General features: G+C 58.0%; 21 protein-coding genes. 16 read left to right on the top strand and 5 right to left on the bottom strand.

Annotation, left to right across the window (positions count from 1 at the left end; all coding sequences use genetic code 11):
- Window positions 1–100 precede the first annotated feature (100 nt).
- A complete protein-coding gene (locus AC3IX4_RS25075) occupies window positions 101–1,789 on the bottom strand; it encodes a lactate permease LctP family transporter (protein WP_489258021.1) in 1,689 nt (562 codons plus the stop codon).
- A gap of 252 nt (window positions 1,790–2,041) precedes the next feature.
- Here AC3IX4_RS25075 and AC3IX4_RS25070 point away from each other — a divergent pair, with 252 nt between their 5' ends.
- Window positions 2,042–2,809, top strand: coding sequence for a GntR family transcriptional regulator (locus AC3IX4_RS25070; RefSeq protein ID WP_489258020.1), 768 nt, complete (start codon window positions 2,042–2,044; stop codon window positions 2,807–2,809).
- A gap of 55 nt (window positions 2,810–2,864) precedes the next feature.
- On the opposite strand, the gene smpB is transcribed toward AC3IX4_RS25070, so the two are convergent.
- Complete coding sequence (smpB, locus tag AC3IX4_RS25065; RefSeq protein WP_489261361.1) at window positions 2,865–3,347, bottom strand: SsrA-binding protein SmpB; 483 nt, start codon at window positions 3,345–3,347, stop codon at window positions 2,865–2,867.
- A 164-nt stretch (window positions 3,348–3,511) separates the two neighbouring features.
- Here smpB and AC3IX4_RS25060 point away from each other — a divergent pair, with 164 nt between their 5' ends.
- Window positions 3,512–3,946, top strand: a complete 435-nt coding sequence (locus AC3IX4_RS25060; protein ID WP_489258019.1) for a type II toxin-antitoxin system RatA family toxin — start codon at window positions 3,512–3,514, stop codon at window positions 3,944–3,946.
- Window positions 3,939–4,253, top strand: coding sequence for an RnfH family protein (locus tag AC3IX4_RS25055; protein ID WP_489258018.1), 315 nt, complete (start codon window positions 3,939–3,941; stop codon window positions 4,251–4,253). The genes AC3IX4_RS25060 and AC3IX4_RS25055 overlap by 8 nt, the downstream gene beginning before the upstream one ends.
- 45 nt (window positions 4,254–4,298) lie before the next feature.
- On the opposite strand, the gene AC3IX4_RS25050 is transcribed toward AC3IX4_RS25055, so the two are convergent.
- The gene (locus AC3IX4_RS25050; RefSeq protein WP_489258017.1) at window positions 4,299–4,823 is read right to left on the bottom strand and encodes an outer membrane protein assembly factor BamE; all 525 of its coding nucleotides are present in this window, start codon (window positions 4,821–4,823) and stop codon (window positions 4,299–4,301) included.
- Window positions 4,824–4,920: 97 nt separating this feature from the next.
- Here AC3IX4_RS25050 and fur point away from each other — a divergent pair, with 97 nt between their 5' ends.
- Window positions 4,921–5,325: a ferric iron uptake transcriptional regulator gene (gene fur / locus AC3IX4_RS25045; protein ID WP_489258016.1), complete on the top strand. Its 405-nt coding sequence runs from the start codon at window positions 4,921–4,923 to the stop codon at window positions 5,323–5,325.
- Between the two features lie 71 nt (window positions 5,326–5,396).
- Here fur and recN read toward each other — a convergent pair whose 3' ends face one another.
- Complete coding sequence (gene recN / locus AC3IX4_RS25040; protein WP_489258015.1) at window positions 5,397–7,070, bottom strand: DNA repair protein RecN; 1,674 nt, start codon at window positions 7,068–7,070, stop codon at window positions 5,397–5,399.
- Window positions 7,071–7,300: 230 nt separating this feature from the next.
- Between recN and grpE the strand changes: the two genes are divergently transcribed.
- From grpE to AC3IX4_RS25000, 8 genes are all read left to right on the top strand, one after another.
- On the top strand, window positions 7,301–7,870 hold the full coding sequence (gene grpE / locus AC3IX4_RS25035) for a nucleotide exchange factor GrpE (protein ID WP_489258014.1): 570 nt from the start codon (window positions 7,301–7,303) through the stop codon (window positions 7,868–7,870).
- 101 nt (window positions 7,871–7,971) lie between these two features.
- Window positions 7,972–9,891: a molecular chaperone DnaK gene (gene dnaK, locus AC3IX4_RS25030; RefSeq protein WP_489258013.1), complete on the top strand. Its 1,920-nt coding sequence runs from the start codon at window positions 7,972–7,974 to the stop codon at window positions 9,889–9,891.
- 193 nt (window positions 9,892–10,084) lie between these two features.
- The gene (dnaJ, locus tag AC3IX4_RS25025) at window positions 10,085–11,209 is read left to right on the top strand and encodes a molecular chaperone DnaJ (RefSeq protein ID WP_489258012.1); all 1,125 of its coding nucleotides are present in this window, start codon (window positions 10,085–10,087) and stop codon (window positions 11,207–11,209) included.
- 14 nt (window positions 11,210–11,223) lie between these two features.
- Window positions 11,224–12,027 (top strand): 4-hydroxy-tetrahydrodipicolinate reductase, encoded by an 804-nt coding sequence (dapB, locus tag AC3IX4_RS25020; protein WP_489258011.1) that lies wholly within the window; start codon window positions 11,224–11,226, stop codon window positions 12,025–12,027.
- Between the two features lie 264 nt (window positions 12,028–12,291).
- The gene (gene carA / locus AC3IX4_RS25015) at window positions 12,292–13,428 is read left to right on the top strand and encodes a glutamine-hydrolyzing carbamoyl-phosphate synthase small subunit (protein WP_489258010.1); all 1,137 of its coding nucleotides are present in this window, start codon (window positions 12,292–12,294) and stop codon (window positions 13,426–13,428) included.
- Between the two features lie 135 nt (window positions 13,429–13,563).
- Window positions 13,564–16,785, top strand: a complete 3,222-nt coding sequence (gene carB, locus AC3IX4_RS25010) for a carbamoyl-phosphate synthase large subunit (protein ID WP_489258009.1) — start codon at window positions 13,564–13,566, stop codon at window positions 16,783–16,785.
- Window positions 16,782–17,258, top strand: coding sequence for a transcription elongation factor GreA (gene greA / locus AC3IX4_RS25005; protein ID WP_489258008.1), 477 nt, complete (start codon window positions 16,782–16,784; stop codon window positions 17,256–17,258). Before carB ends, greA begins: the two co-directional genes overlap by 4 nt.
- Window positions 17,236–17,682, top strand: a complete 447-nt coding sequence (locus AC3IX4_RS25000; protein WP_489258007.1) for an MFS transporter — start codon at window positions 17,236–17,238, stop codon at window positions 17,680–17,682. The genes greA and AC3IX4_RS25000 overlap by 23 nt, the downstream gene beginning before the upstream one ends.
- 12 nt (window positions 17,683–17,694) lie before the next feature.
- Here the strand turns inward: AC3IX4_RS25000 and AC3IX4_RS24995 are convergent, their stop codons facing one another.
- Window positions 17,695–18,003: a YhbY family RNA-binding protein gene (locus AC3IX4_RS24995; RefSeq protein ID WP_489258006.1), complete on the bottom strand. Its 309-nt coding sequence runs from the start codon at window positions 18,001–18,003 to the stop codon at window positions 17,695–17,697.
- A gap of 100 nt (window positions 18,004–18,103) precedes the next feature.
- On the opposite strand from AC3IX4_RS24995, the gene rlmE reads away from it, so the two are divergent.
- From rlmE to glmM, 4 genes are all read left to right on the top strand, one after another.
- Window positions 18,104–18,727, top strand: coding sequence for a 23S rRNA (uridine(2552)-2'-O)-methyltransferase RlmE (gene rlmE, locus AC3IX4_RS24990; RefSeq protein WP_489258005.1), 624 nt, complete (start codon window positions 18,104–18,106; stop codon window positions 18,725–18,727).
- A 211-nt stretch (window positions 18,728–18,938) separates the two neighbouring features.
- Complete coding sequence (ftsH, locus tag AC3IX4_RS24985) at window positions 18,939–20,849, top strand: ATP-dependent zinc metalloprotease FtsH (RefSeq protein WP_489258004.1); 1,911 nt, start codon at window positions 18,939–18,941, stop codon at window positions 20,847–20,849.
- Between the two features lie 8 nt (window positions 20,850–20,857).
- The gene (folP, locus tag AC3IX4_RS24980) at window positions 20,858–21,709 is read left to right on the top strand and encodes a dihydropteroate synthase (protein ID WP_489258003.1); all 852 of its coding nucleotides are present in this window, start codon (window positions 20,858–20,860) and stop codon (window positions 21,707–21,709) included.
- A 16-nt stretch (window positions 21,710–21,725) separates the two neighbouring features.
- Window positions 21,726–23,063, top strand: a complete 1,338-nt coding sequence (glmM, locus tag AC3IX4_RS24975; RefSeq protein ID WP_489258002.1) for a phosphoglucosamine mutase — start codon at window positions 21,726–21,728, stop codon at window positions 23,061–23,063.
- Window positions 23,064–23,112: the final 49 nt, after the last annotated feature.

The following is a 23,112-nucleotide window of genomic DNA, read 5'->3' as shown; positions in this document are numbered from 1 at the left end:
TGAAGATAGTCGGTGAAGCTTTCAGCAGCCTTGCAGGCCGGGGCGTGGATCAACGGGCGGCCGAGGGTCGGCCGCAAGGTTTACGGGGTGTTCAAATTGATCAGTGCACCAGCATGCCGGTCAGCCAATAGGCCTGAATCAAGGTGATCAAACCGACGATAGTTGCAAAGAACAGGCTGTGCTTGAGGGTGAAGCGGAACAGATCCGACTCTTTGCCGACCAGGCCGGTTGCCGCGCAGGCCACGGCAATGGATTGTGGCGAGATCATCTTGCCGGTCACGCCACCGCTGGTATTGGCCGCCACCAGCAAGGTGTCGTTGACGCCGATCTGGTGGGCGGTGGTGGCCTGTAGCGAGCTGAACAGTGCGTTGGAGGAGGTATCGGAGCCAGTGAGAAATACGCCCAGCCAGCCGAGAAACGGCGAGAAGAACGGGAAGGCCGCCCCCGTTCCTGCGAGCACCAGGGCCATGGTCGAGGACATGCCCGAGTAGTTGGTGACAAACGCGAACGCCAACACCATGCCAATCGACAGAATCGGCCAGCGCAGCTCATAGAACGTTTCTTTAAAAGTGGTCAGACCAGTTTTGAAGTTGATCTTCAGCACCAGCATCGAGATGACTGCGGAAAAGAAAATGGCGGTGCCGGTGGCGGAGATCGGGTCCAGCTTGAATACCGCCGGGATGGCCGTTGGCGATACAACGATGGGAGCGGTCTTGATCACCAGCTGATCCAGGTGCGGGATGGCGAAGTTGAACACCCAGCTGTACATCGCGCCGCCCGAGGCAAACAGGGCCTTGAAGGGTTTCAAGGTCCAAATGGTCACCAGCACGGTCAGAATCAGGAACGGGGACCAGGCTTTGAAAATCTCACCCAGGCTGTAGGGCGAAGCCTGGGTGGTGCGTTGCGCGCCGAAACCGCCGGTACTTTTCACGGCTGCTGCGCCGACGCTGGCGCCAACCATTTCAACGTTGCGCTTGGGTTGCCAGACCTTCAGGAACAGCGTCAGGCAAATGAGGCTGGCCAGCGCCGACGTGATGTCTGGCAGTTCTGGGCCGATGAAGTTGGAGGTGAAGTACTGGGTCACGGCAAAACTAAAACCGGCTATCAGCGCGGCAGGCCAGGTTTCCTTGACGCCGCGCAGGCCGTCCATCATGAACACCAGCCAGAACGGTACGAACATCGACAGCAAAGGCAGTTGGCGGCCGGTCATTGCGCCGATCTTGAAGGCGTCGATACCGGTCACTTGGCCTGCCACGATAATCGGGATGCCCAGCGCGCCGAACGCCACCGGAGCGGTGTTGGCAATCAGACACAGGCCGGCTGCGTACAGTGGATTGAAGCCCAGGCCCACCAGGAGCGCGGCAGTAATCGCCACAGGGGCACCGAAACCGGCAGCACCTTCCAGGAAGGCACCAAAGCAAAAGCCGATCAGTAACACCTGTAGGCGTTGATCGTCGGTAATGGACAGTACGGAGCTTCGGATCACTTCGAACTGACCACTCTTGACCGTCAATTTGTAGAGAAACACCGCCGCGACAATGATCCAGGCGATGGGCCAGAGACCATAGGCAAATCCGTAGCCAGCTGCGGCCAAGGCCATGTCGGCGGGCATCCCGAAGGCAAAAATCGCCACCAGGATCGACAGTGCCAAGGTGATGCTTCCTGCGACATGGCCTTTGAGGCGAAACACCGCCAGGGCCAGGAAGAAGAACACGATGGGGATGACTGCCGCCAGGGCGGACAGGCCAAGACTACCAAGCGGACTATAGAGTTGTTGCCAGGCTTGCATATGGGGTGGCCCCTAATTGTTGTTGGATAGGCCGGCATTGGATAATTGGTAATACCAATTTACAATGCCGTGGCGCTAGGTTAAAAGCCTTGTGGGGTTTGTGTCAATTTCAAGCACTACAACTTTCGTCGCAGGTCGTAGTGCTCGTCCGCCTGAGTTGTAGGCAAAAGCCAAATCTGATGAGTGTCGGCGCGGGCGCAATAGGCGAGAATAGGGGGCCCCCATTGCCGCGGGGCATGTGGAGAGTGAGTGATGGTTTTCGATCAGGTCCGCCAGCGCCGTTTGTCCGACGATATCGTCGAACGGCTTGAGGGGATGATTCTTGAAGGAACACTGAAGGCCGGCGAACGCTTACCGGCTGAGCGCGCGTTGTCCGAGCAATTCGGTGTCTCGCGACCGTCCCTGCGTGAGGCGATTCAGAAATTGGTGGCCAAGGGAATACTGGTCAGCCGCCAGGGTGGTGGGAATTATGTGGTCGAGTCATTGGGCTCCACGTTCAGCGATCCGTTGCTGGTGCTGTTGGAGAACAACCCTGAGGCGCAGCGGGACTTGCTCGAGTTTCGTCATACTTTGGAGGCCTCTTGCGCGTATTACGCTGCAAAGCGCGCCACGGAGCTGGATAGAGAGCGTCTTACGGTCGCGTTCAATGCGCTGCAAGATTGTTACTCGCGCGCCGACGAAGCCGGTCGAGCCGCAGAAGGGGAGGCCGATGCCAGCTTTCATCTGGCCATTGCCGAAGCGAGCCACAATGCGGTGCTGCTGCACACGATTCGTGGCTTGTTCGACCTGCTCAAGCGCAATGTCGTGACCAACATCGGCGGCATGTATAAGCAGCGTGCGGAAACCCGCGACATGCTGATTGCCCAGCATCGTGAGTTATACCTGGCGATTATCGAAGGGCGTGCAGAGGAGGCGCGGGCAGTATCGAGCCGGCACATCCTGTATGTGCAGGAGGTACTGGAAGAGGTGCGCCAGCAGGCGCAGCGAGTGGCTCGGGCCGAGCGACGCAAAGGGTTATAGGAACAGGCGTGCAAGCTGCAGCCGGGGAGGCTGCAGCGGCACAAACCTGCGAGTGTTACTCGTCCTTGCCTTTACTGCGCACGGCACGCTGCAATTCGCGATCGGAATCACGCTCGCGCTCGGTATGGCGCTTGTCGTATTCCTTCTTGCCTTTGCCCAGAGCAATTTCGCACTTGATCAAGTGCTGGCTCCAGTAAATCGACAAGGCGACACAGGTGTAGCCTTTTTGCTGTACAGCGGCATGGAGTCGGTCCAGCTCGCGGTGGTTGAGCAGCAGTTTACGGGTGCGTGTCGGGTCGGCGATGACATGCGTGCTGGCGGCTGTCAGTGGCGTGATATGGCTGCCCATCAGCCAAGCCTCACCATCCTTGAGCACCACGTAGCTGTCGATCAAATGCGCCTTGCCAGCACGCAGACTTTTTACTTCCCAACCGGCCAGGACCAGACCGGCCTCGAATTTGTGTTCGATGAAGTAATCGTGTCGCGCTTTTTTATTTTGCGCGATGGTCCCTGTAGGGTGTTTCTTTTGTTTGGCCATAGGGGCCGCATTATAGGCAGTCGATGCTCTGTCGGCTACGGTGTTGCAGCATGCTTGAGCGTGTTGAATGAATACCGGACAATGCGCCCACTTTTTCGATGCGCCATCGGCGCCCATCGGCATTCATGTCACGTTTGCCGCCCAGCTTTGGAAATGACGCCTGCATGACAACGCATATTCAACGTTCGGCCCTGCTGCCCTATCCCGCCAAGGCGTTGTACGACCTGGTCAATGATGTCGCGCGCTACCCGGAGTTTCTCCCCTGGTGCGCGACGGCGACCGTCCTTGAGGCCAGCGAGGAAAACATGCGTGCCAGTCTCAAGGTCGCCAAGGGAGGTGTCAGCCAGCAGTTCGTGACGCGCAACACCCTTGTGCCTGGCCAGTCGATCGAGATGAATCTGGAGGAGGGGCCTTTCAATCAACTCCATGGCCTGTGGATTTTCAAGTCGCTGGGCGAGAAGGCTTGCAAGATCAGCCTGGACTTATCATTTGACTACGCTGGGCCCTTGGTGCGAGCGACGCTGGGGCCGTTGTTCAATCAGGCTGCCAATACGTTGGTCGATGCGTTCTGTCAGCGGGCAAAGCAACTGCATGGCTGAGTCGTTGATCAATATCGAGGTGGTGTTCGCAACGCCCGCGCGGCAATTGTTGCTTCAGGTTGCCGTGCCTTCCGGTACATCTATCCGTGAGGCGGTTCGACTGAGCGGGATTGCCGAGCAGTTTCCTGAATGGGACATGGAGGCTTGTGAGGTCGGCGTGTTTGGCAAGGTGATCGCAGATGCTCAAACTCGCTTGGTAGAGCAGGGGGATCGAATCGAGTTGTATCGGCCTCTGCTGGCTGATCCAAAAGAGGTGCGGCGATTACGAGCAGCCAAGGCTGCGCAGGCGCGGGGTGATAAATCCTGAACAATAAAAAACCCGGGCATGCCGGGTTTTTTATGGGGTCGTGAGTTACTGCGTTTCCAGCGGCTGCTGGCTCGGGACAGGAACTACTTCGACCTTGTCGACGTCGCGCTGGATCTGCTCTAGCAGTGAGCCAGGCTTGGGCGGCGTCTCGGGTTTGGTCGGTTCTGGCTTGCTTTCGACAGGAGGGGCAACGTGAGTGTCGCCTTCTGCGCCCAGGATGGCTTGGTCTTTACTGACGCCCGGCATGAAATCGCCCGACAGGCCGGCCAATTGGTCGCTATCATTAAAGAAGATGCTCATGCGTTCCTGCTGGCGTGGGCCGCCACCAGGCTGCAGGCTGTACAGGTAATCCCAGCGATTAGGATGGAACGTATCGGACAACAGCGGGTTGCCCATGATAAACCGCACTTGCCGGCGGGTCATTCCCGGGCGTAATTGGTCTATCATGTCCTGCGTGACGACATTGCCCTGCTGGATGTCGATTTTGTAAACCCCGGGGAAGGAACAACCGGCGAGTGCGAGCAGACCCACGAAGGTGAGGCTGGTTAGCAAGAGCTTGGTGTTTTGCATCGGTGGGCGACTTCCACTATCTTGGCTGGACAACGTAAACCCCGATCATACCCGTATTAAGAGAAGCTGCGAAGCAGCATCGGCGAGAAAGCTGACCATGGTTGAAAATAGCGAATTACGAAAAGTCGGCCTCAAGGTGACCTTGCCTCGAGTTAAAATTCTACAGATGCTCGACTCTACCGAGCAGCGTCACATGAGTGCCGAGGATGTCTACAAGGCATTGATGGAAGCGGGTGAAGATGTCGGTCTGGCTACGGTTTACCGTGTTCTGACTCAATTCGAAGCTGCAGGTTTGGTGGTGCGCCACAACTTCGACGGCGGTCATGCAGTTTTTGAACTGGCAGATGGCGGTCACCACGATCATATGGTCAATGTGGACTCCGGCGAAGTGATCGAATTTTTCGACGTTGAGATCGAAAAGCGCCAGAAAGAGATCGTTGCCGAGCATGGCTTTGAGATGGTGGATCACAACCTCGTGTTGTACGTGCGCAAGAAAAAGTAAGCGCTACTCTGGCGCATAACGCATAAAGGCGACCCAAGGGTCGCCTTTATGCGTTATGGCGGTTGCTGGCGTCAGATTTTAGCGGTGATGACCATTTTTTTCGCGTGGGCAAGGGATTCCTTGGTCAGGTCGATACCGCCCAGCATGCGCGCTACTTCTTCCACGCGCTCTTGCTTGCTCAGTTTGGCGACGGCGGTGCGGGTGGCATCGGTGGCGCGAACTTTATGCACAAACAAGTGGTGATGTCCTTGTGCGGCAACCTGCGGAAGGTGGGTGACCGTCAGCACCTGGCCACGATCCCCCAGGCGGCGTAGCAATTGGCCGACTATTTCTGCGGTTGGGCCGCCAATGCCGACATCAACCTCGTCGAATACCAGGGTTGGGATGCGCGATGTCTGTGCGGTGATGACTTGGATGGCCAGGCTGATGCGTGACAATTCGCCCCCCGAGGCGACCTTTGCCAGGCCTTTGAGGGGTTGGCCTGGGTTGGCGCTGACCAGCAGTTCCACCTGTTCCAGCCCGTGAGGCAGTAGCTCATTGCCGCTGTTTGGGTGCAGCTCGATACAGAAGCGCCCACCGGGCATGCCCAAGCGCTGGATTTCCAGTTCTACGGCCTTTGCCAATGGGTCTGCCGCTTGGCGACGCAGGTCGCTCAGTTCGCGAGCCTTGTCTTGATAGTGGCGGGCGTAGGCGGACAACTCATCACCCAGGCGCTCGATCGACTCGTCATTGGCGTTGAGCGTTTCCAGCTCATCCAGCAGTTTTTGCTGAAGACCTGCGACTTGCGTGGGGTGAATGCGATGTTTGCGGGCGAGTGTATAGATAGTGTCCAGGCGCTCTTCGAGCTGCTGGAGTCGAGCGGGGTCGGCATCGAAGTTATCCAGGAAGCGGTTCAGTTCGCCGACGGCTTCTTCCACCTGGATTTGTGCGCTGGCAATCAGGTTTGCCGCTTCATCGAGTGCCGAGGGTGAATTGTTGACGGCTGTTAATCGATTAAGGCTGACGGTCAGGGCACTGAGCACATTGCCGGAATCATTTTCACTGCAATGATCGATGACCTGGCGGCATATGCCGAACAGGGCTTCGGCATTGGTCAGGTTCTTGTGTTCCAGCTCCAGCTGTTCCAGTTCGTTCTCGCCCAGCCCCAGGTTGTCGAGCTCTTCGAGCTGATAACTCAATAATTGGTGGCGAGCGCGTTGCTCTTCGCCGGAGTTGGCCAGGCGGTCGAGCTCCTGGCGGGTCTGCTTCCAGCGTTGGGCGGCCATTTGAACCTGGCGGGCCAGGTCGGTGGCGCCGGCGAATTCATCCAGCAAGCGGCGATGGGTGTCGGTTTTGAGCAGTGATTGGTGTTCGTGCTGGCTGTGGATATCAATCAGCAGTTCGCCCAGTGCCTTGAGGTCGCCGAGCGGGCAGGGAGAGCCGTTGATATAGCCCCGCGAGCGACCCTCTGCGGTAATGACGCGGCGCAGTATGCACGGGCCGTCGCTTTCCAGGTCGCGTTCTGCCAGCCATGCCCGTGCTTCTGGGATGTCGCCCAGGTCGAAGGTTGCCAGAATGTCCGCCTTGTCGGCGCCTGGCCGAACGACGCCATTGTCGGCGCGGTCACCGAGTGTCAGGCCGAGCGCATCGAGCATGATCGATTTACCGGCGCCGGTTTCCCCGGTAATGACGCTCATGCCACGAGCGAGTTCCAGGTCAAGGTGTTCGACGATGGCGTAGTTATGTACGGACAGGTGCACCAGCATGCGGGCGGCTCCCAGATGTAAAGTCTGGTTATTTATACAGTGTTTTGTTTCGCCTTGACAATGGTGTCGCTTAGCTCGATTCGCTCAGCAGCTGGGGATTTTTTATCGCAATGAGGCATGAGCAAACCTGTACTTGTGTCATCTGACCCCTTGAAGCTTGAAATTGCGGCCCCATATACCGGGGCAGACGTGCGAGTCGAGCTCGCTGACGATATTCAAAGGAGAACACTATGGCTGACGAACAGATTCTGGACGAACAGAATCCAGACGCTAACCAGGCCGCCGAATCCGCCGGCGGTGCAGACCTGAGCGCGCGCGTGCAAGTGCTTGAAGAGCAACTGGCCGCCGCCCAGGATCAATCGCTGCGGGTCGCTGCCGATCTGCAGAACGTCCGCCGCCGTGCCGAGCAGGACGTAGAAAAGGCGCACAAGTTTGCGCTGGAAAAATTTGCCGGTGACCTGTTGCCGGTCATCGACGGCCTGGAGCGTGGCCTGGAACTGTCCAGCCCGGATGACGAAAGCATCCGTCCCATGCGCGAAGGCATCGAACTGACCCTGAAAATGTTCCATGACACCCTCAAGCGTTACAACCTTGAAGCCCTGGACCCGCATGGCGAGCCGTTCAATGCCGAGCAGCACCAGGCCATGGCCATGCAGGAAAGCGCTGATGTTGAGCCTAACAGCGTCTTGAAGGTGTTTCAGAAGGGTTATCAGCTCAATGGACGTTTGCTGCGCCCGGCCATGGTCGTGGTCAGCAAGGCGCCAGCGCCGGTTTCGCCGTCGATCGACGAACAGGCTTGAAATCGGCCAAGCGGCCCCCATTTAGATGTCAAGCGTAAAAGTGCTACCGCAGTTAGCCACCACTGCTGCGGCAACCTAATTCAAGTTTCGGGAGAGTTAATATGGGCAAGATTATCGGTATCGACCTGGGGACCACCAACTCCTGCGTCTCCATTCTGGAAAACGGTAACGTCAAAGTCATCGAGAACGCCGAGGGTGCGCGCACCACGCCATCGATCATCGCTTACGCCAACGATGGCGAGATCCTGGTAGGCCAGTCCGCCAAGCGTCAGGCGGTCACCAACCCGCACAACACCCTGTACGCAGTAAAGCGTCTGATCGGCCGTCGTTTTGATGAAGAAGTCGTTCAGAAAGACATCCAGATGGTCCCTTACAAGATCGTCAAGGCCGATAACAATGACGCCTGGGTGGAAGTGAACGGCCAGAAAATGGCTCCGCCGCAAATCTCGGCCGAAATCCTGAAAAAGATGAAGAAAACCGCCGAAGACTACCTCGGCGAAGCAGTGACTGAAGCGGTCATCACCGTGCCTGCGTACTTCAACGACAGCCAGCGCCAGGCGACCAAAGACGCCGGCCGTATCGCTGGCCTGGACGTAAAACGTATCATCAACGAACCTACCGCCGCGGCCCTGGCCTACGGTATGGACAAGGCCAAGGGCGATCACACCGTGATCGTTTATGACCTGGGTGGCGGTACTTTCGACGTGTCGGTGATCGAGATCGCTGAAGTCGACGGCGAGCACCAGTTCGAAGTGTTGGCCACCAACGGCGACACCTTCCTGGGTGGTGAAGACTTTGATATCCGCCTGATCGACTACCTCGTCGAGGAATTCAAGAAAGAAAGCGGCATGAACCTCAAGGGTGACCCGCTGGCTATGCAGCGCCTGAAGGAAGCTGCTGAAAAAGCCAAGATCGAGCTGTCCTCGAGCCAGCAGACCGACGTCAACCTGCCGTACATCACTGCAGACGCTACCGGTCCTAAGCACCTGAACGTGAAGATCTCGCGCGCCAAGCTGGAATCGCTGGTAGAAGACCTGGTTCAGCGCACCATCGAGCCTTGCCGTATCGCGCTGAAAGACGCCGGTATCGACGTTGGCGCGATCAATGACGTGATCCTGGTCGGCGGTCAGACCCGTATGCCGCTGGTGCAGAAGCTGGTCACTGACTTCTTCGGTAAAGAAGCACGTAAAGACGTCAACCCGGACGAAGCCGTTGCCATGGGTGCTGCGATTCAAGGCGCGGTACTGGCCGGTGACGTGAAAGACGTCCTGCTGCTCGACGTCAGCCCGCTGACCCTGGGTATCGAAACCATGGGTGGCGTGATGACCGCGCTGATCGAGAAAAACACCACGATTCCTACCAAGAAATCGCAAGTGTTCTCGACTGCCGACGACAACCAGGGCGCCGTGACCATTCACGTGCTGCAGGGCGAGCGTAAGCAAGCAGCGCAGAACAAGTCCCTGGGCAAGTTCGACCTGGCCGACATCCCGCCTGCTCCACGCGGTGTGCCACAGATCGAAGTGACCTTCGACATCGACGCCAACGGCATCCTGCACGTAGGCGCCAAAGACAAGGCGACCGGCAAGACTCAGTCCATCGTGATCAAGGCCAACTCCGGCCTGTCCGAGGAAGAAATTCAGCAGATGGTTCGTGATGCTGAAGTCAACGCCGAGGAAGATCGCAAGTTCGAAGAGCTGGCGGCTGCCCGTAACCAGGGTGATGCGCTGGTTCACTCGACTCGCAAGATGGTTGCCGACGCCGGTGACAAAGTGACCGCCGAAGAGAAAACCGCCATCGAAGCTGCTGTGGTCGCTCTGGAAGCCGCTGTCAAAGGCGACGACAAGGCCGCCATCGACGCCAAGGTCGAGGAGCTGTCGAAAGTTTCCGCGCCAGTGGCTCAGAAAATGTACGCCGAACAGGCCGAGCAGCCTCAGGCAGGCGAAAAGCCAGCCGCTGGAGAAGCTGGCAAGCACGACGACGTGGTCGATGCCGAGTTCGAAGAAGTAAAAGAAAACAAGTAAGTATCGCTTGTGGTCGGTCAGTCACCCGCATTCTGCGGGTGACTGGTAGGATGTCGCCGCGCGGGGGCTTGCTCCCGCGTTGGCGTGTCTGGAATACACGAATTTTTGCAGCATTTGGCAAGGTTCTAATGCTGGCGGCACGGCGCTGATAAGCGCGGAGATTTGCCGAACGTCCCTGAGAGTGCAAAGACTTATGGCAAAGCGTGATTACTACGAGGTACTGGGAGTCGAGCGCGGCTCGAGCGAAGCCGACCTGAAAAAGGCCTATCGCCGCCTGGCGATGAAGCATCACCCAGACCGCAATCCTGACGATAAAGCGTCGGAAGAGATGTTCAAGGAGGCCAACGAGGCCTACGAAGTGCTGTCTGATGCCAGCAAGCGTTCATCGTACGACCAGTACGGGCATGCCGGCGTCGACCCAAGCATGGGCGGCGGCGGCGCAGGTTTTGGCGGTGCCAATTTCTCCGATATTTTTGGCGACGTCTTCAGTGACTTCTTCGGTGGTGGTCGTGGCGGTTCCCGTGGCGGCGCTCAGCGCGGCAGTGACCTGCGCTACACCCTGGAGCTGAATCTGGAAGAAGCGGTGCGCGGCACCACTGTCAGCATTCGCGTGCCAACGCTGGTCAACTGCTCGCCCTGCGACGGTTCGGGCGCCAAGAAAGGCTCTGCCCCTTCGACGTGCCCAACCTGCGGCGGTATTGGCCAGGTGCGTATGCAGCAGGGCTTTTTTGCCGTGCAGCAAACCTGCCCGCGCTGCCATGGCCAGGGCAAGGTCATCTCGGACCCTTGCGATTCCTGCCATGGCGAAGGCCGTGTCGAGGAATACAAGACGCTGTCGGTCAAAGTCCCGGCGGGTGTTGATACCGGCGACCGTATCCGGCTTTCCGGTGAGGGTGAGGCGGGCGCGATGGGCGGTCCGACCGGCGATCTGTATGTGGTGATCAATGTCCGTGAGCACGCTATTTTCCAGCGCGACGGCAAGCACCTGTATTGCGAAGTGCCGATCAGCTATACCGATGCCGCCTTGGGTGGTGAGCTTGAAGTGCCGACGCTGGATGGTCGGGTCAAGCTGAAGATTCCTGAGGGTACCCAGACCGGCAAGCAGTTCCGTCTGCGCGGCAAGGGTGTTGCCCCGGTTCGCGGTGGTGGTGCTGGTGACCTGATGTGCCGTGTGGCGGTGGAAACCCCCGTCAACCTGAGCCGTCGGCAGCGCGAATTGCTTGAAGAGCTGCGCGATTCCCTGGAGGGTGACAGCTCGCATTCGCCCAAGGCCAACGGATGGTTTGAAGGTGTGAAGCGCTTCTTCGGCGACTTGTAAGAGGGATTTAGAGTATGCGACGTATTGCTGTGATGGGCGCTGCAGGGCGCATGGGCAAAACGCTGATCGAAGCGATTCAGCAAGCGCCGGGTGCGGGGCTGACGGCGGCGGTGGATCGTCCTGATAGCACGCTGGTGGGTGCTGATGCGGGTGAGTTGGCGGCGCTGGGGCGCATTGGTGTCCCGCTTTCCGGTGATTTGGCCAAGGTGGCTGATGAGTTCGATGTGCTGATCGACTTCACTCACCCGACGGTCACGCTGAAAAACCTGGCGTTCTGCCGCAAGGCGGGCAAGGCCATGGTTATCGGGACCACCGGTTTCAGTGTCGAAGAGAAGCAGTTGCTGGCAGAAGCGGGTAAAGAAATCCCGATCGTCTTCGCGGCCAACTTCAGTGTCGGCGTGAACCTTTGCCTCAAGTTGCTCGACACGGCTGCTCGCGTGCTGGGTGATGAAGTCGATATCGAAATCATCGAAGCACATCATCGCCATAAGGTTGATGCGCCGTCCGGTACGGCAGTGCGCATGGGCGAAGTGGTTGCTCAGGCGTTAGGTCGCAACCTGCAGGAAGTGGCCGTGTATGGCCGTGAAGGCCAGACCGGGGCGCGTGATCGGCAGACCATCGGCTTTGCCACTGTGCGTGCAGGCGATGTGGTGGGTGATCACACCGTGTTGTTTGCCGCAGAAGGCGAGCGCGTCGAGATCACTCACAAGGCCTCAAGCCGCATGACCTTCGCCAAGGGGGCTGTGCGAGCGGCGCTGTGGCTGGATGGGCGCGAGCCAGGCCTGTACGACATGCAGGACGTATTGGAACTGCATTGAGTGTGTGATCCCCAGCGAGCGGTCGTGTAGAATCGCGACCGCTTGTTCATTTCTGTAGTACGGCGACGTTCTGTCGCATTCTCCTGCCTATTAGGCTTATTAGCGGTAGACCAAAAAAGCCTTTTTCTGTAAGCTACAGCTTTAGTGTGTCCACTAAAAGCGCGCAGATAATTCGATAAAGAAGCGGGGTGACGTGTCTATACGTCATTCCGCTTTTTTGCAACCTGCGATCGCCCCTTCAGGCATTTTTTACGGGAGGTCTTCTTGACTAAGCCAGCCATACTCGCCCTTGCTGATGGCAGCATTTTTCGCGGTGAAGCCATTGGAGCCGACGGTCAAACCGTTGGTGAGGTGGTGTTTAACACCGCAATGACCGGCTATCAGGAAATTCTGACCGATCCTTCCTATGCCCAGCAAATCGTTACCCTGACTTACCCTCATATCGGTAACACCGGCACCACGCCTGAAGACGCTGAGTCTGATCGCGTCTGGTCAGCTGGCCTGGTTATCCGAGATCTTCCGCTGGTCGCGAGCAACTGGCGTAACACCCAGTCCCTGTCCGACTACCTGAAGGCCAACAATGTCGTTGCCATCGCTGGCATCGATACCCGTCGCCTGACCCGCATCCTGCGTGAGAAGGGCGCGCAGAACGGTTGCATCATGGCCGGTGACAACATCAGTGAAGAAGCGGCCATCGCTGCTGCTCAAGGCTTTCCAGGCCTCAAGGGGATGGATCTGGCGAAAGTCGTCAGCACCAAGTCTTCCTACGAGTGGCGCTCCAGCGTCTGGAACCTCAAGACTGATAGCCATCCGACGCTTGAAGCCTCCGAGCTGCCTTTCCACGTGGTCGCTTATGACTACGGCGTGAAGCTGAACATCCTGCGCATGCTGGTCGCACGCGGTTGCCGCCTGACCGTCGTACCTGCCCAGACGCCAGCCCACGAAGTGCTCGCACTCAACCCGGACGGCGTGTTCCTGTCCAACGGCCCTGGTGACCCGGAGCCTTGCGACTACGCCATCCAGGCGATCAAGGACATCCTGGAAACCGAGATCCCTGTTTTCGGTATCTGCCTGGGGCACCAGCTGCTGGCCCTGGCCGCCGGCGCCAAGACCATGAAAATGGGCCATGGCCACCACGGTGCCAACCACCCGGTCCAGGACCTGGATACCGGTGTGGTCATGATCACCAGCCAGAACCACGGGTTTGCGGTTGACGAGACGTCGCTGCCAGGCAACGTTCGCGCCATTCACAAGTCGCTGTTCGACGGTACCCTGCAGGGGCTGGAACTCACCGACAAGAGCGCGTTCAGCTTCCAGGGCCACCCTGAAGCTAGCCCGGGCCCAACCGATGTGGCGCCGCTGTTCGACCGTTTCATCGATGCCATGGCCAAGCGCCGCTGACGGCTCGTCTCGATTAAGTAGCGAGGCCCTGGACCGCGGGTTCAACCCCAAGCGAGTCCAGGTGCCGCCAGAGAATGTTCAAGGCGGGTCCCCTTTCAGGGGCTCCGACTGACCTGCGGATTTGAGTGACAACCCATGCCAAAACGTACAGACATAAAAAGCATCCTGATTCTCGGCGCTGGCCCGATCGTTATCGGCCAGGCCTGTGAATTCGACTACTCCGGCGCCCAGGCCTGCAAGGCCCTGCGCGAAGAGGGTTACCGCGTCATCCTGGTGAACTCCAACCCGGCGACCATCATGACCGACCCGGACATGGCTGACGCCACCTACATCGAGCCGATCAAGTGGCAGACCGTTGCCAAGATCATCGAAGCAGAGCGCCCGGATGCATTGCTGCCAACCATGGGTGGCCAGACTGCCCTGAACTGCGCCCTGGACCTGGAGCGTGAAGGCGTTCTGGAGAAGTTCGGTGTAGAAATGATCGGTGCTAACGCCGACACCATCGACAAGGCCGAAGATCGCTCGCGTTTCGACAAGGCCATGAAGGCTATTGGCCTGGATTGCCCGCGTTCGGGTATCGCCCACAGCATGGAGGAGGCTAGCGCCGTCCTCGAGAAGCTCGGCTTCCCATGCATCATCCGTCCGTCGTTCACCATGGGCGGCACTGGCGGCGGTATCGCGTACAACCGTGAAGAATTCGAAGAAATCTGCGCCCGTGGTCTGGACCTGTCGCCAACCAAGGAACTGCTGATCGACGAATCGCTGATCGGTTGGAAAGAGTACGAGATGGAAGTGGTCCGCGACAAAAAGGACAACTGCATCATCGTGTGCTCGATCGAAAACTTCGATCCAATGGGTGTGCACACCGGTGACTCGATCACTGTTGCACCGGCCCAGACCTTGACCGACAAGGAATACCAGATCATGCGCAACGCCTCGTTGGCGGTGCTGCGTGAAATCGGCGTTGAAACCGGTGGTTCCAACGTTCAGTTCGGTATCTGCCCGGACACCGGCCGCATGGTCGTGATCGAGATGAACCCGCGTGTATCGCGTTCTTCGGCGCTGGCCTCGAAAGCGACCGGTTTCCCGATCGCCAAGATCGCTGCCAAGCTGGCCGTCGGCTACACCCTCGACGAGTTGCAGAACGACATCACTGGCGGTCGTACGCCAGCGTCCTTCGAGCCGTCGATCGATTACGTCGTGACCAAGCTGCCACGTTTCGCCTTCGAAAAATTCCCGAAAGCCGATGCCCGCCTGACCACCCAGATGAAATCCGTGGGTGAAGTCATGGCCATCGGCCGTACCTTCCAGGAGTCTCTGCAAAAAGCACTGCGCGGCCTGGAAGTCGGTGTTTGCGGCCTGGACGAGAAAGTTGACCTGGCGAGCCCAGAAGCGGCCAGCATTCTCAAGCGCGAACTGACCGTGCCGGGTGCCGAGCGTATCTGGTACGTCGCTGACGCCATGCGTGCGGGCATGACCGTCGATGAAATCTTCGACCTGACCATGATCGACCGCTGGTTCCTGGTGCAGATGGAAGACCTGATCAAGGATGAGGAGAAGGTCAAGACCCTCGCCCTGTCTTCGATCGATAAGGCTCTGATGCTGCGCCTCAAGCGCAAGGGTTTCTCCGACCAGCGTCTGGCCAAGCTGTTGGGTATCACCGACAAGAATCTGCGTCGTCATCGCCACAAGCTGGAAGTGTTTCCGGTCTTCAAGCGCGTTGACACCTGCGCTGCCGAATTTGCCACTGATACTGCCTACCTGTACTCGACCTATGAGGAAGAGTGCGAAGCCAACCCATCGAACCGTGACAAGATCATGATTCTGGGTGGTGGTCCGAACCGTATCGGCCAAGGTATCGAGTTCGACTACTGCTGCGTACACGCGGCACTGGCCCTGCGCGAAGACGGTTACGAGACCATCATGGTCAACTGCAACCCGGAAACCGTCTCCACTGACTACGACACCTCCGACCGTCTGTACTTCGAGCCGCTGACGCTGGAAGACGTTCTGGAAGTGGTGCGTGTCGAGAAGCCAAAAGGCGTGATTGTTCACTACGGCGGCCAGACCCCGCTGAAACTGGCGCGAGCCCTGGAAGAAGCCGGCGTACCGATCATCGGCACCAGCCCTGACTCTATCGACCGTGCCGAAGACCGTGAGCGCTTCCAGCAGATGGTTCAGCGCCTGAACCTGCTGCAGCCGCCAAACGCCACTGTTCGTAGCGAAGACGAAGCCATCAAGGCTGCCGGTAAGATCGGTTACCCGCTGGTAGTGCGTCCTTCCTACGTACTGGGTGGGCGCGCCATGGAGATCGTCTACGAACTGGACGAACTCAAGCGCTACCTGCGTGAAGCTGTTCAAGTGTCCAATGACAGCCCAGTGCTGCTCGATCACTTCCTCAACTGCGCCATCGAGATGGACGTGGATGCGGTCTGCGACGGCCAGGATGTGGTGATCGGTGCGATCATGCAGCACATCGAACAGGCGGGCGTTCACTCCGGTGACTCCGCATGCTCGCTGCCTCCTTACTCGCTGCCTGCCCACGTGCAGGATGAAGTTCGCGAGCAGGTCAAGAAGATGGCGCTGGAGTTGGGCGTTGTCGGCTTGATGAACGTTCAGCTGGCGCTGCAAGGCGACAAGATCTACGTGATCGAAGTCAATCCACGTGCTTCGCGTACCGTACCGTTCGTGTCCAAGTGCATCGGCACTTCGCTGGCAATGATCGCTGCGCGTGTCATGGCCGGTAAGTCGCTGAAAGAGATCGGCTTTACCCAAGAAATCATCCCGAACTTCTACAGCGTGAAAGAGGCGGTGTTCCCATTCGCCAAATTCCCTGGCGTCGACCCAATCCTCGGCCCAGAAATGAAGTCGACCGGTGAAGTGATGGGTGTCGGCAATACGTTCGGTGAAGCTTTCGCGAAAGCCCAGATGGGCGCCAGCGAAGTCCTGCCAACCGGTGGTACTGCCTTCATCAGCGTTCGCGATGATGACAAGCCGCAGGTTGCCGGCGTAGCGCGTGACCTGATCAGCCTTGGTTTCGAAGTGGTGGCGACTGCCGGTACTGCCAAGGTTATCGAGGCCGCTGGCTTGAAAGTACGCCGCGTGAACAAAGTGACCGAAGGCCGTCCGCATGTGGTCGACATGATCAAGAACGACGAAGTGTCGTTGATCATCAACACCACTGAAGGTCGCCAGTCGATCGCTGACTCCTACTCTATTCGTCGCAATGCGCTGCAGCACAAGATTTACTGCACCACGACCATTGCGGCCGGTGAAGCTATCTGCGAAGCGCTGAAGTTCGGTCCTGAGAAGACCGTGCGTCGCTTGCAGGATCTGCATGCAGGACTGAAGGCATGAATAAATACCCAATGACCGTCCAGGGCGCTCGCGCTCTGGAAGAAGAGCACGCCCATCTGACCAAGGTTGTCCGTCCCAAGCTGAGCCAGGATATCGGTACGGCACGGGAGTTGGGTGACTTGAAGGAAAACGCCGAATATCACGCTGCTCGCGAACAGCAGGGTATGGTCGAGGCGCGTATCCGTGACATCGAAGGTCGTTTGCAGAACGCGGTGGTGATCGATGTCACAACGATTCCCCACAGCGGCAAAGTGATTTTCGGGACGACCGTTGACATCGCCAACGTCGAAACGGATGAAACAGTGACCTACCAGATCGTTGGCGAGGATGAAGCTGACATCAAGGCCGGCAAATTGTCGGTAGGTTCGCCCATTGCTCGCGCATTGATCGCGAAGGCAGAGGGTGATGTGGTGACGGTCAAGACACCCGGCGGTTTGATTGAGTACGAGATTGTCGAAGTCAAACACCTTTAGTCGTCACCGCGGATTTGCCGCAGGTTCGGCTATCTGGCAGCTGACCCAGGTGTTCTGGGTTGGCGGCCTGTGGATGTTCCATTTCGGGCTCTTGCCGGCCTTGGGCAAAGTGGGCCTTGCGCCGCTTCTGGTCGAGGATATCGGGAGCCTGATCGCGTCTTTGCTGGTGGGTTTTGCGGCATTTTGTGCAGCTGTCCAGGCGCTGGTACTGGTACAAACCTACGGCATCACAAGCCTATGGCGAGACATGCGAGGGCAGTTGCTGCTGTTGGGGTTGTTGATGTGTGCGAGCTACATGGCATTGCGCCTGGGCTCGCCAGATCAGCTGCGTTGGCAGCTTTTCTGCTATTTGGTGCTAGGCCTCACTGGCCTGCTGTTGGTACTGCAACCCGCACCGGGCAGGGCGCGCCAGGCGCGCCACTGAACGGGACGAACATCAGTTGAAGCGATGGACGTTCGACAGCTGCTTGTTGACCTTCGGGTTCTTGCGGTAGATCAGCGCCATTTTGCCGATGACCTGCACCAGATCTGCCTTGCCCGACTTGCACAGCTCGGCGATGGTTGCAAGGCGAGCCTCGCGATCCAGGATGTTGAGCTTGATCTTGATCAGCTCGTGGTCGCCCAGGGCCCGTTCATATTCGGCTAAAACACCTTCAGTCAATCCGTTATCCGCCACAATCAGAACCGGTTTCAGGTGGTGGCCAATGGATTTGTACTGTTTCTTCTGCTCTTGAGTGAGCGGCATAATCTGACCCTTTGTCTGATCTTGTAAAAACGGCGGCCATTTTACCCGAGGGCCCTTGGATCCGCCCAACTAATCACGACCCTTATTAACGAGGTGCCCAGTGGCGCGTTCCAAGACAAGCCTTGGCTGGCTGAAAGAACATTTCAACGACCCTTACGTCAAAAAGGCGCAAAAGGACGGATATCGCTCGCGAGCGAGCTATAAGCTGTTGGAAATACAGGAAAAATACAAAATCATTCGTCCGGGGATGAGCGTTATTGACCTCGGTGCTGCGCCGGGTGGTTGGTCACAGGTAACCAGTCGTCTGATCGGTGGCCAGGGCCGCCTGATTGCTTCTGACATCCTGGAAATGGACAGTATTGCGGATGTCACCTTTATCCAGGGGGACTTTACCCAAGATGAGGTGTTGGCAAAAATTCTGGAGGCTGTCGGTAATTCGCACGTAGACCTTGTGATTTCCGATATGGCCCCCAATATGAGTGGTACGCCCGAGGTGGATATACCCAAGGCGATGTTCCTGTGTGAGTTGGCGCTTGATCTGGCCGCTCGGGTGCTTAAGCCTGGTGGTGATTTTCTGATCAAGATGTTCCAGGGCGAAGGGTTTGATGTTTATCTGAAAGACGCTCGTAAGAAATTCGACAAGGTCCAGATGATCAAGCCCGATTCTTCCCGGGATCGCTCTCGCGAACAGTACTTGCTGGCGCGGGGATATCGAGGCGAGTAAAGCGGTAGGCTGGTAGTTACCTGGGTTTTCGATAGTTTTTTCCAATCGGCGGTGCTGTCTGACCTGGATGAACATCGTGTAGTCTAGGTTCACAAAGGGTTACAGACGGCACCTGCAGATGTGTAGGTAATGTAGTAAGTTACGCCGGTGAATATCATGCGAGGCACGGCTGCGCCGTCAGCCGGCTTCAGAGGGTAGCGAATTGAACGATATGGCAAAGAATTTGATCCTGTGGTTGATCATCGCGGCGGTCCTGGTGACGGTGATGAACAACTTCTCCAGTCCGAACGAGCCGCAGACCCTCAACTATTCCGACTTCATTCAGCAAGTCAAGGATGGCAAGGTCGAGCGCGTTGCGGTCGACGGTTATGTCATCACCGGTAAGCGTACTGATGGCGATAACTTCAAAACCATTCGTCCTGCCATTCAGGACAATGGCCTGATTGGCGACCTGGTCGACAATCATGTCGTTGTAGAAGGCAAGCAGCCTGAGCAGCAGAGCATCTGGACCCAGTTGCTGGTTGCCAGCTTCCCGATTCTCGTCATCATTGCCGTGTTCATGTTCTTCATGCGCCAGATGCAAGGTGGCGGTGGCGGCAAGGGCGGCCCAATGAGCTTTGGCAAGAGCAAGGCGCGCCTGTTGTCAGAAGATCAGGTCAAGACGACCCTGGCTGACGTTGCTGGCTGCGACGAAGCCAAGGAAGAAGTCGGTGAGCTGGTCGAATTCCTGCGCGATCCAGGCAAGTTCCAACGCCTGGGCGGTCGTATTCCGCGCGGCGTGCTGATGGTTGGACCGCCAGGTACGGGTAAGACCCTGCTGGCCAAGGCCATTGCGGGTGAAGCCAAGGTTCCTTTCTTCACCATCTCCGGCTCCGACTTCGTCGAAATGTTTGTCGGTGTGGGCGCCAGCCGTGTTCGTGACATGTTCGAACAAGCCAAGAAACATGCTCCTTGCATCATCTTCATCGACGAAATCGATGCCGTGGGTCGCCATCGTGGTGCCGGCATGGGCGGCGGTCATGATGAACGTGAGCAAACCCTCAACCAATTGCTGGTTGAGATGGACGGCTTTGAAATGAACGATGGCATCATCGTCATCGCTGCCACTAACCGTCCTGACGTGCTTGACCCAGCGCTTCTGCGTCCAGGTCGCTTTGACCGTCAGGTAGTGGTTGGCTTGCCGGACATCCGTGGTCGTGAACAGATTCTGAAAGTCCACATGCGTAAAGTGCCGATGGGTGAAGATGTCAACCCGGGTGTCATTGCTCGCGGTACTCCAGGCTTCTCCGGTGCTGACCTTGCCAACCTGGTCAACGAAGCATCATTGTTCGCCGCTCGCGGTGGCAAGCGTCTGGTCGAGATGAAGGAATTCGAACTGGCCAAGGACAAGATCATGATGGGCGCAGAGCGCAAATCCATGGTGATGTCCGAGAAAGAGAAGCAGAACACTGCTTATCACGAAGCAGGCCATGCCATCGTTGGCCGGGTAGTGCCTGAGCACGATCCGGTCTACAAGGTCTCGATCATCCCGCGCGGCCGTGCACTGGGTGTGACCATGTTCCTGCCAGAGGAAGATCGCTACAGCCTCTCCAAGCGCGCGCTGATCAGCCAGATCTGCTCGTTGTATGGCGGCCGTATTGCCGAAGAGATGACGCTTGGCTTCGACGGTGTGACTACCGGCGCGTCCAACGACATCATGCGAGCCAGCCAGATCGCCCGTAACATGGTGACCAAGTGGGGCTTGTCCGAGAAGCTGGGGCCGCTGATGTACGCCGAGGAAGAAGGCGAAGTGTTCCTGGGGCGCAGTGTGGGCTCGCAACACACCAGCGTTTCCGGTGAGACCGCCAAGCTGATCGATTCCGAAGTGCGCAGCATCATCGACCAGTGCTATGGCACCGCCAGGCAGATCCTGACTGAAAACCGCGACAAGCTCGATGCAATGGCGGATGCCTTGATGAAGTACGAGACGATCGATGCCGAGCAGATCGACGACATCATGGCGGGCCGAGAGCCTCGTGAGCCGCGTGATTGGGAAGGTGGCTCGGGTAGTTCTTCCGGTACCACTGCGGTACAAGGCGATCGCCCGGAAACCCCGATTGGTGGCCCAGCGGCTCAACTCTAAGGTTCCAGATGACATTCGAGCAGTACCCAACCCGGTTGCCTTGCGGCAACCGGGTTCTTGATTTGGCCCATACCCATGTGATGGGCATTCTCAACGCTACCCCCGATTCTTTCTCCGACGGTGGTCGCTTTACTCATATCGATGATGCCTTGCGCCATGCTGCGGCGATGGTCGCTGCCGGGGCTACGCTGATTGATGTGGGTGGCGAGTCGACCCGGCCGGGTGCGCGGGTGGTTTCCCCTCTTGAGGAGCTGGAGCGTGTGGCGCCTGTGGTCGAGGCGATCAGTCGCGAACTGGATGTCATTATTTCGGTCGATACCTCAACGCCTGCGGTTATGCGCGAGACGGCGCGCTTGGGTGCCGGCTTGATCAACGATGTGCGTTCGTTGCGTCGCGATGGCGCACTGGATGCCGCTGCGGATACCGGGTTGCCTGTCTGCCTTATGCATATGCTGGGGGAGCCGGGCGATATGCAGGATGATCCCCAGTATGAAAATGTGGTCGCTGAAGTAGGCCTATTTCTTGAAGAGCGCATGGGTGCGTGCGCGGCGGCGGGCATTGGTCCGGAGCGCATCATCCTTGATCCGGGCTTTGGCTTTGCCAAGACCCTGGAGCACAATCTAAGTCTTTTCAAGCATATGGAAGCCCTTCATGATCTGGGGAGGCCGCTGTTGGTAGGTGTGTCGCGAAAGAGCATGATCGGCCTGGCCTTGCAGCGCCCGGTGGGTGAACGCTTGTATGGTGGCTTGGCGCTTGCGGCGCTGGCGATGGTCAAGGGCGCAAAAATCCTACGGGTCCACGATGTGGCCGAAACAGTCGATGTCGTGCGCATGATCGCAGCCGTCAACGCCGCTGAATAAGAATGATGGAGCATTTATGAGCAAAAAATATTTCGGTACCGACGGCATCCGTGGTCGTGTCGGCGAGTTCCCCATTACTCCAGATTTCATGTTGAAGCTTGGTTGGGCAGCGGGCATGGCGTTTCGTAGCCAGGGCGCCTGCAAAGTACTGGTCGGCAAGGACACGCGTATCTCGGGCTATATGTTCGAATCCGCGCTAGAGGCTGGCCTGTCCGCCGCCGGTGCAGACGTGATGCTGCTTGGGCCAATGCCTACACCGGCCATTGCCTACCTCACCCGTACTTTCCATGCCGAAGCCGGGATTGTCATCAGCGCTTCGCATAACCCTCATGACGACAACGGCATCAAGTTTTTCTCGGGCGAAGGTACCAAATTGCCTGACGAAGTCGAGTTGATGATCGAGGAGTTGCTGGATGCCCCGATGACGGTCGTTGAATCGAGCAAGCTTGGCAAAGTGTCGCGCATCAATGATGCCGCTGGTCGTTATATCGAGTTCTGTAAGAGCAGTGTGCCGACCGGCACCACTTTTGCGGGTCTGAAGATCGTGGTCGATTGCGCCCATGGTGCTACCTACAAGGTCGCGCCAAGCGTGTTCCGTGAGCTGGGTGCCAGCGTTACCGTGCTGGCCGCCGAGCCTAACGGGCTGAACATCAATGACAACTGCGGCTCCACTCATATCGAGTCGCTGCAGGCTGCGGTGTTGGTGGGGCATGCCGACCTGGGTATCGCATTCGATGGTGACGGCGATCGAGTACTGATGGTCGATCACACGGGCGCCATTGTCGATGGCGACGACCTGTTGTTCATGATTGCTCGTGACCTGCATGAGCGTGGCAAGTTGCAGGGCGGGGTTGTGGGTACGCTCATGAGTAATCTGGGCCTGGAACTTGCCTTGAAGGATCTGTCGATCCCGTTTGTGCGCGCCAAGGTCGGTGACCGATATGTGGTGGCAGAGCTGCTGGAGCGTAACTGGCAGATCGGCGGTGAGAATTCCGGGCATGTGCTGTGCTGCCATCACACCACCACGGGTGATGCGATCATTGCTGCGCTGCAGGTGCTGATGTCGCTCAAGCGTCGTGGGGAGACCCTGGCGCAGGCGCGTCAGGGGCTGCGTAAATGCCCCCAGGTGCTGATCAACGTGCGTTTTGGTGGTGGTGTCGATCCTGTTGAGCATCCAGCGGTCAAGGCGGCTTGTGAGCGCGTCACCGAGGCAATGGCGGGGCGTGGTCGAGTATTGCTGCGCAAGTCCGGTACAGAGCCTTTGGTGCGTGTGATGGTCGAAGGGGATGACGAAAACCAGGTCCGAGGCTACGCCGAAGAGCTGGCAAAGCTGGTAAGTGAAGTTTGTGTCTGATTTTGGCTTGCCAGTCGTGATTCGGTTGGGTAACATCTGCGCCCACTTT

The organism is Pseudomonas sp. KH_021, from assembly GCF_057838865.1.
Note: the sequence above shows the minus strand (reverse complement) of the source record. Positions and strands in the feature narration are given on the sequence as shown.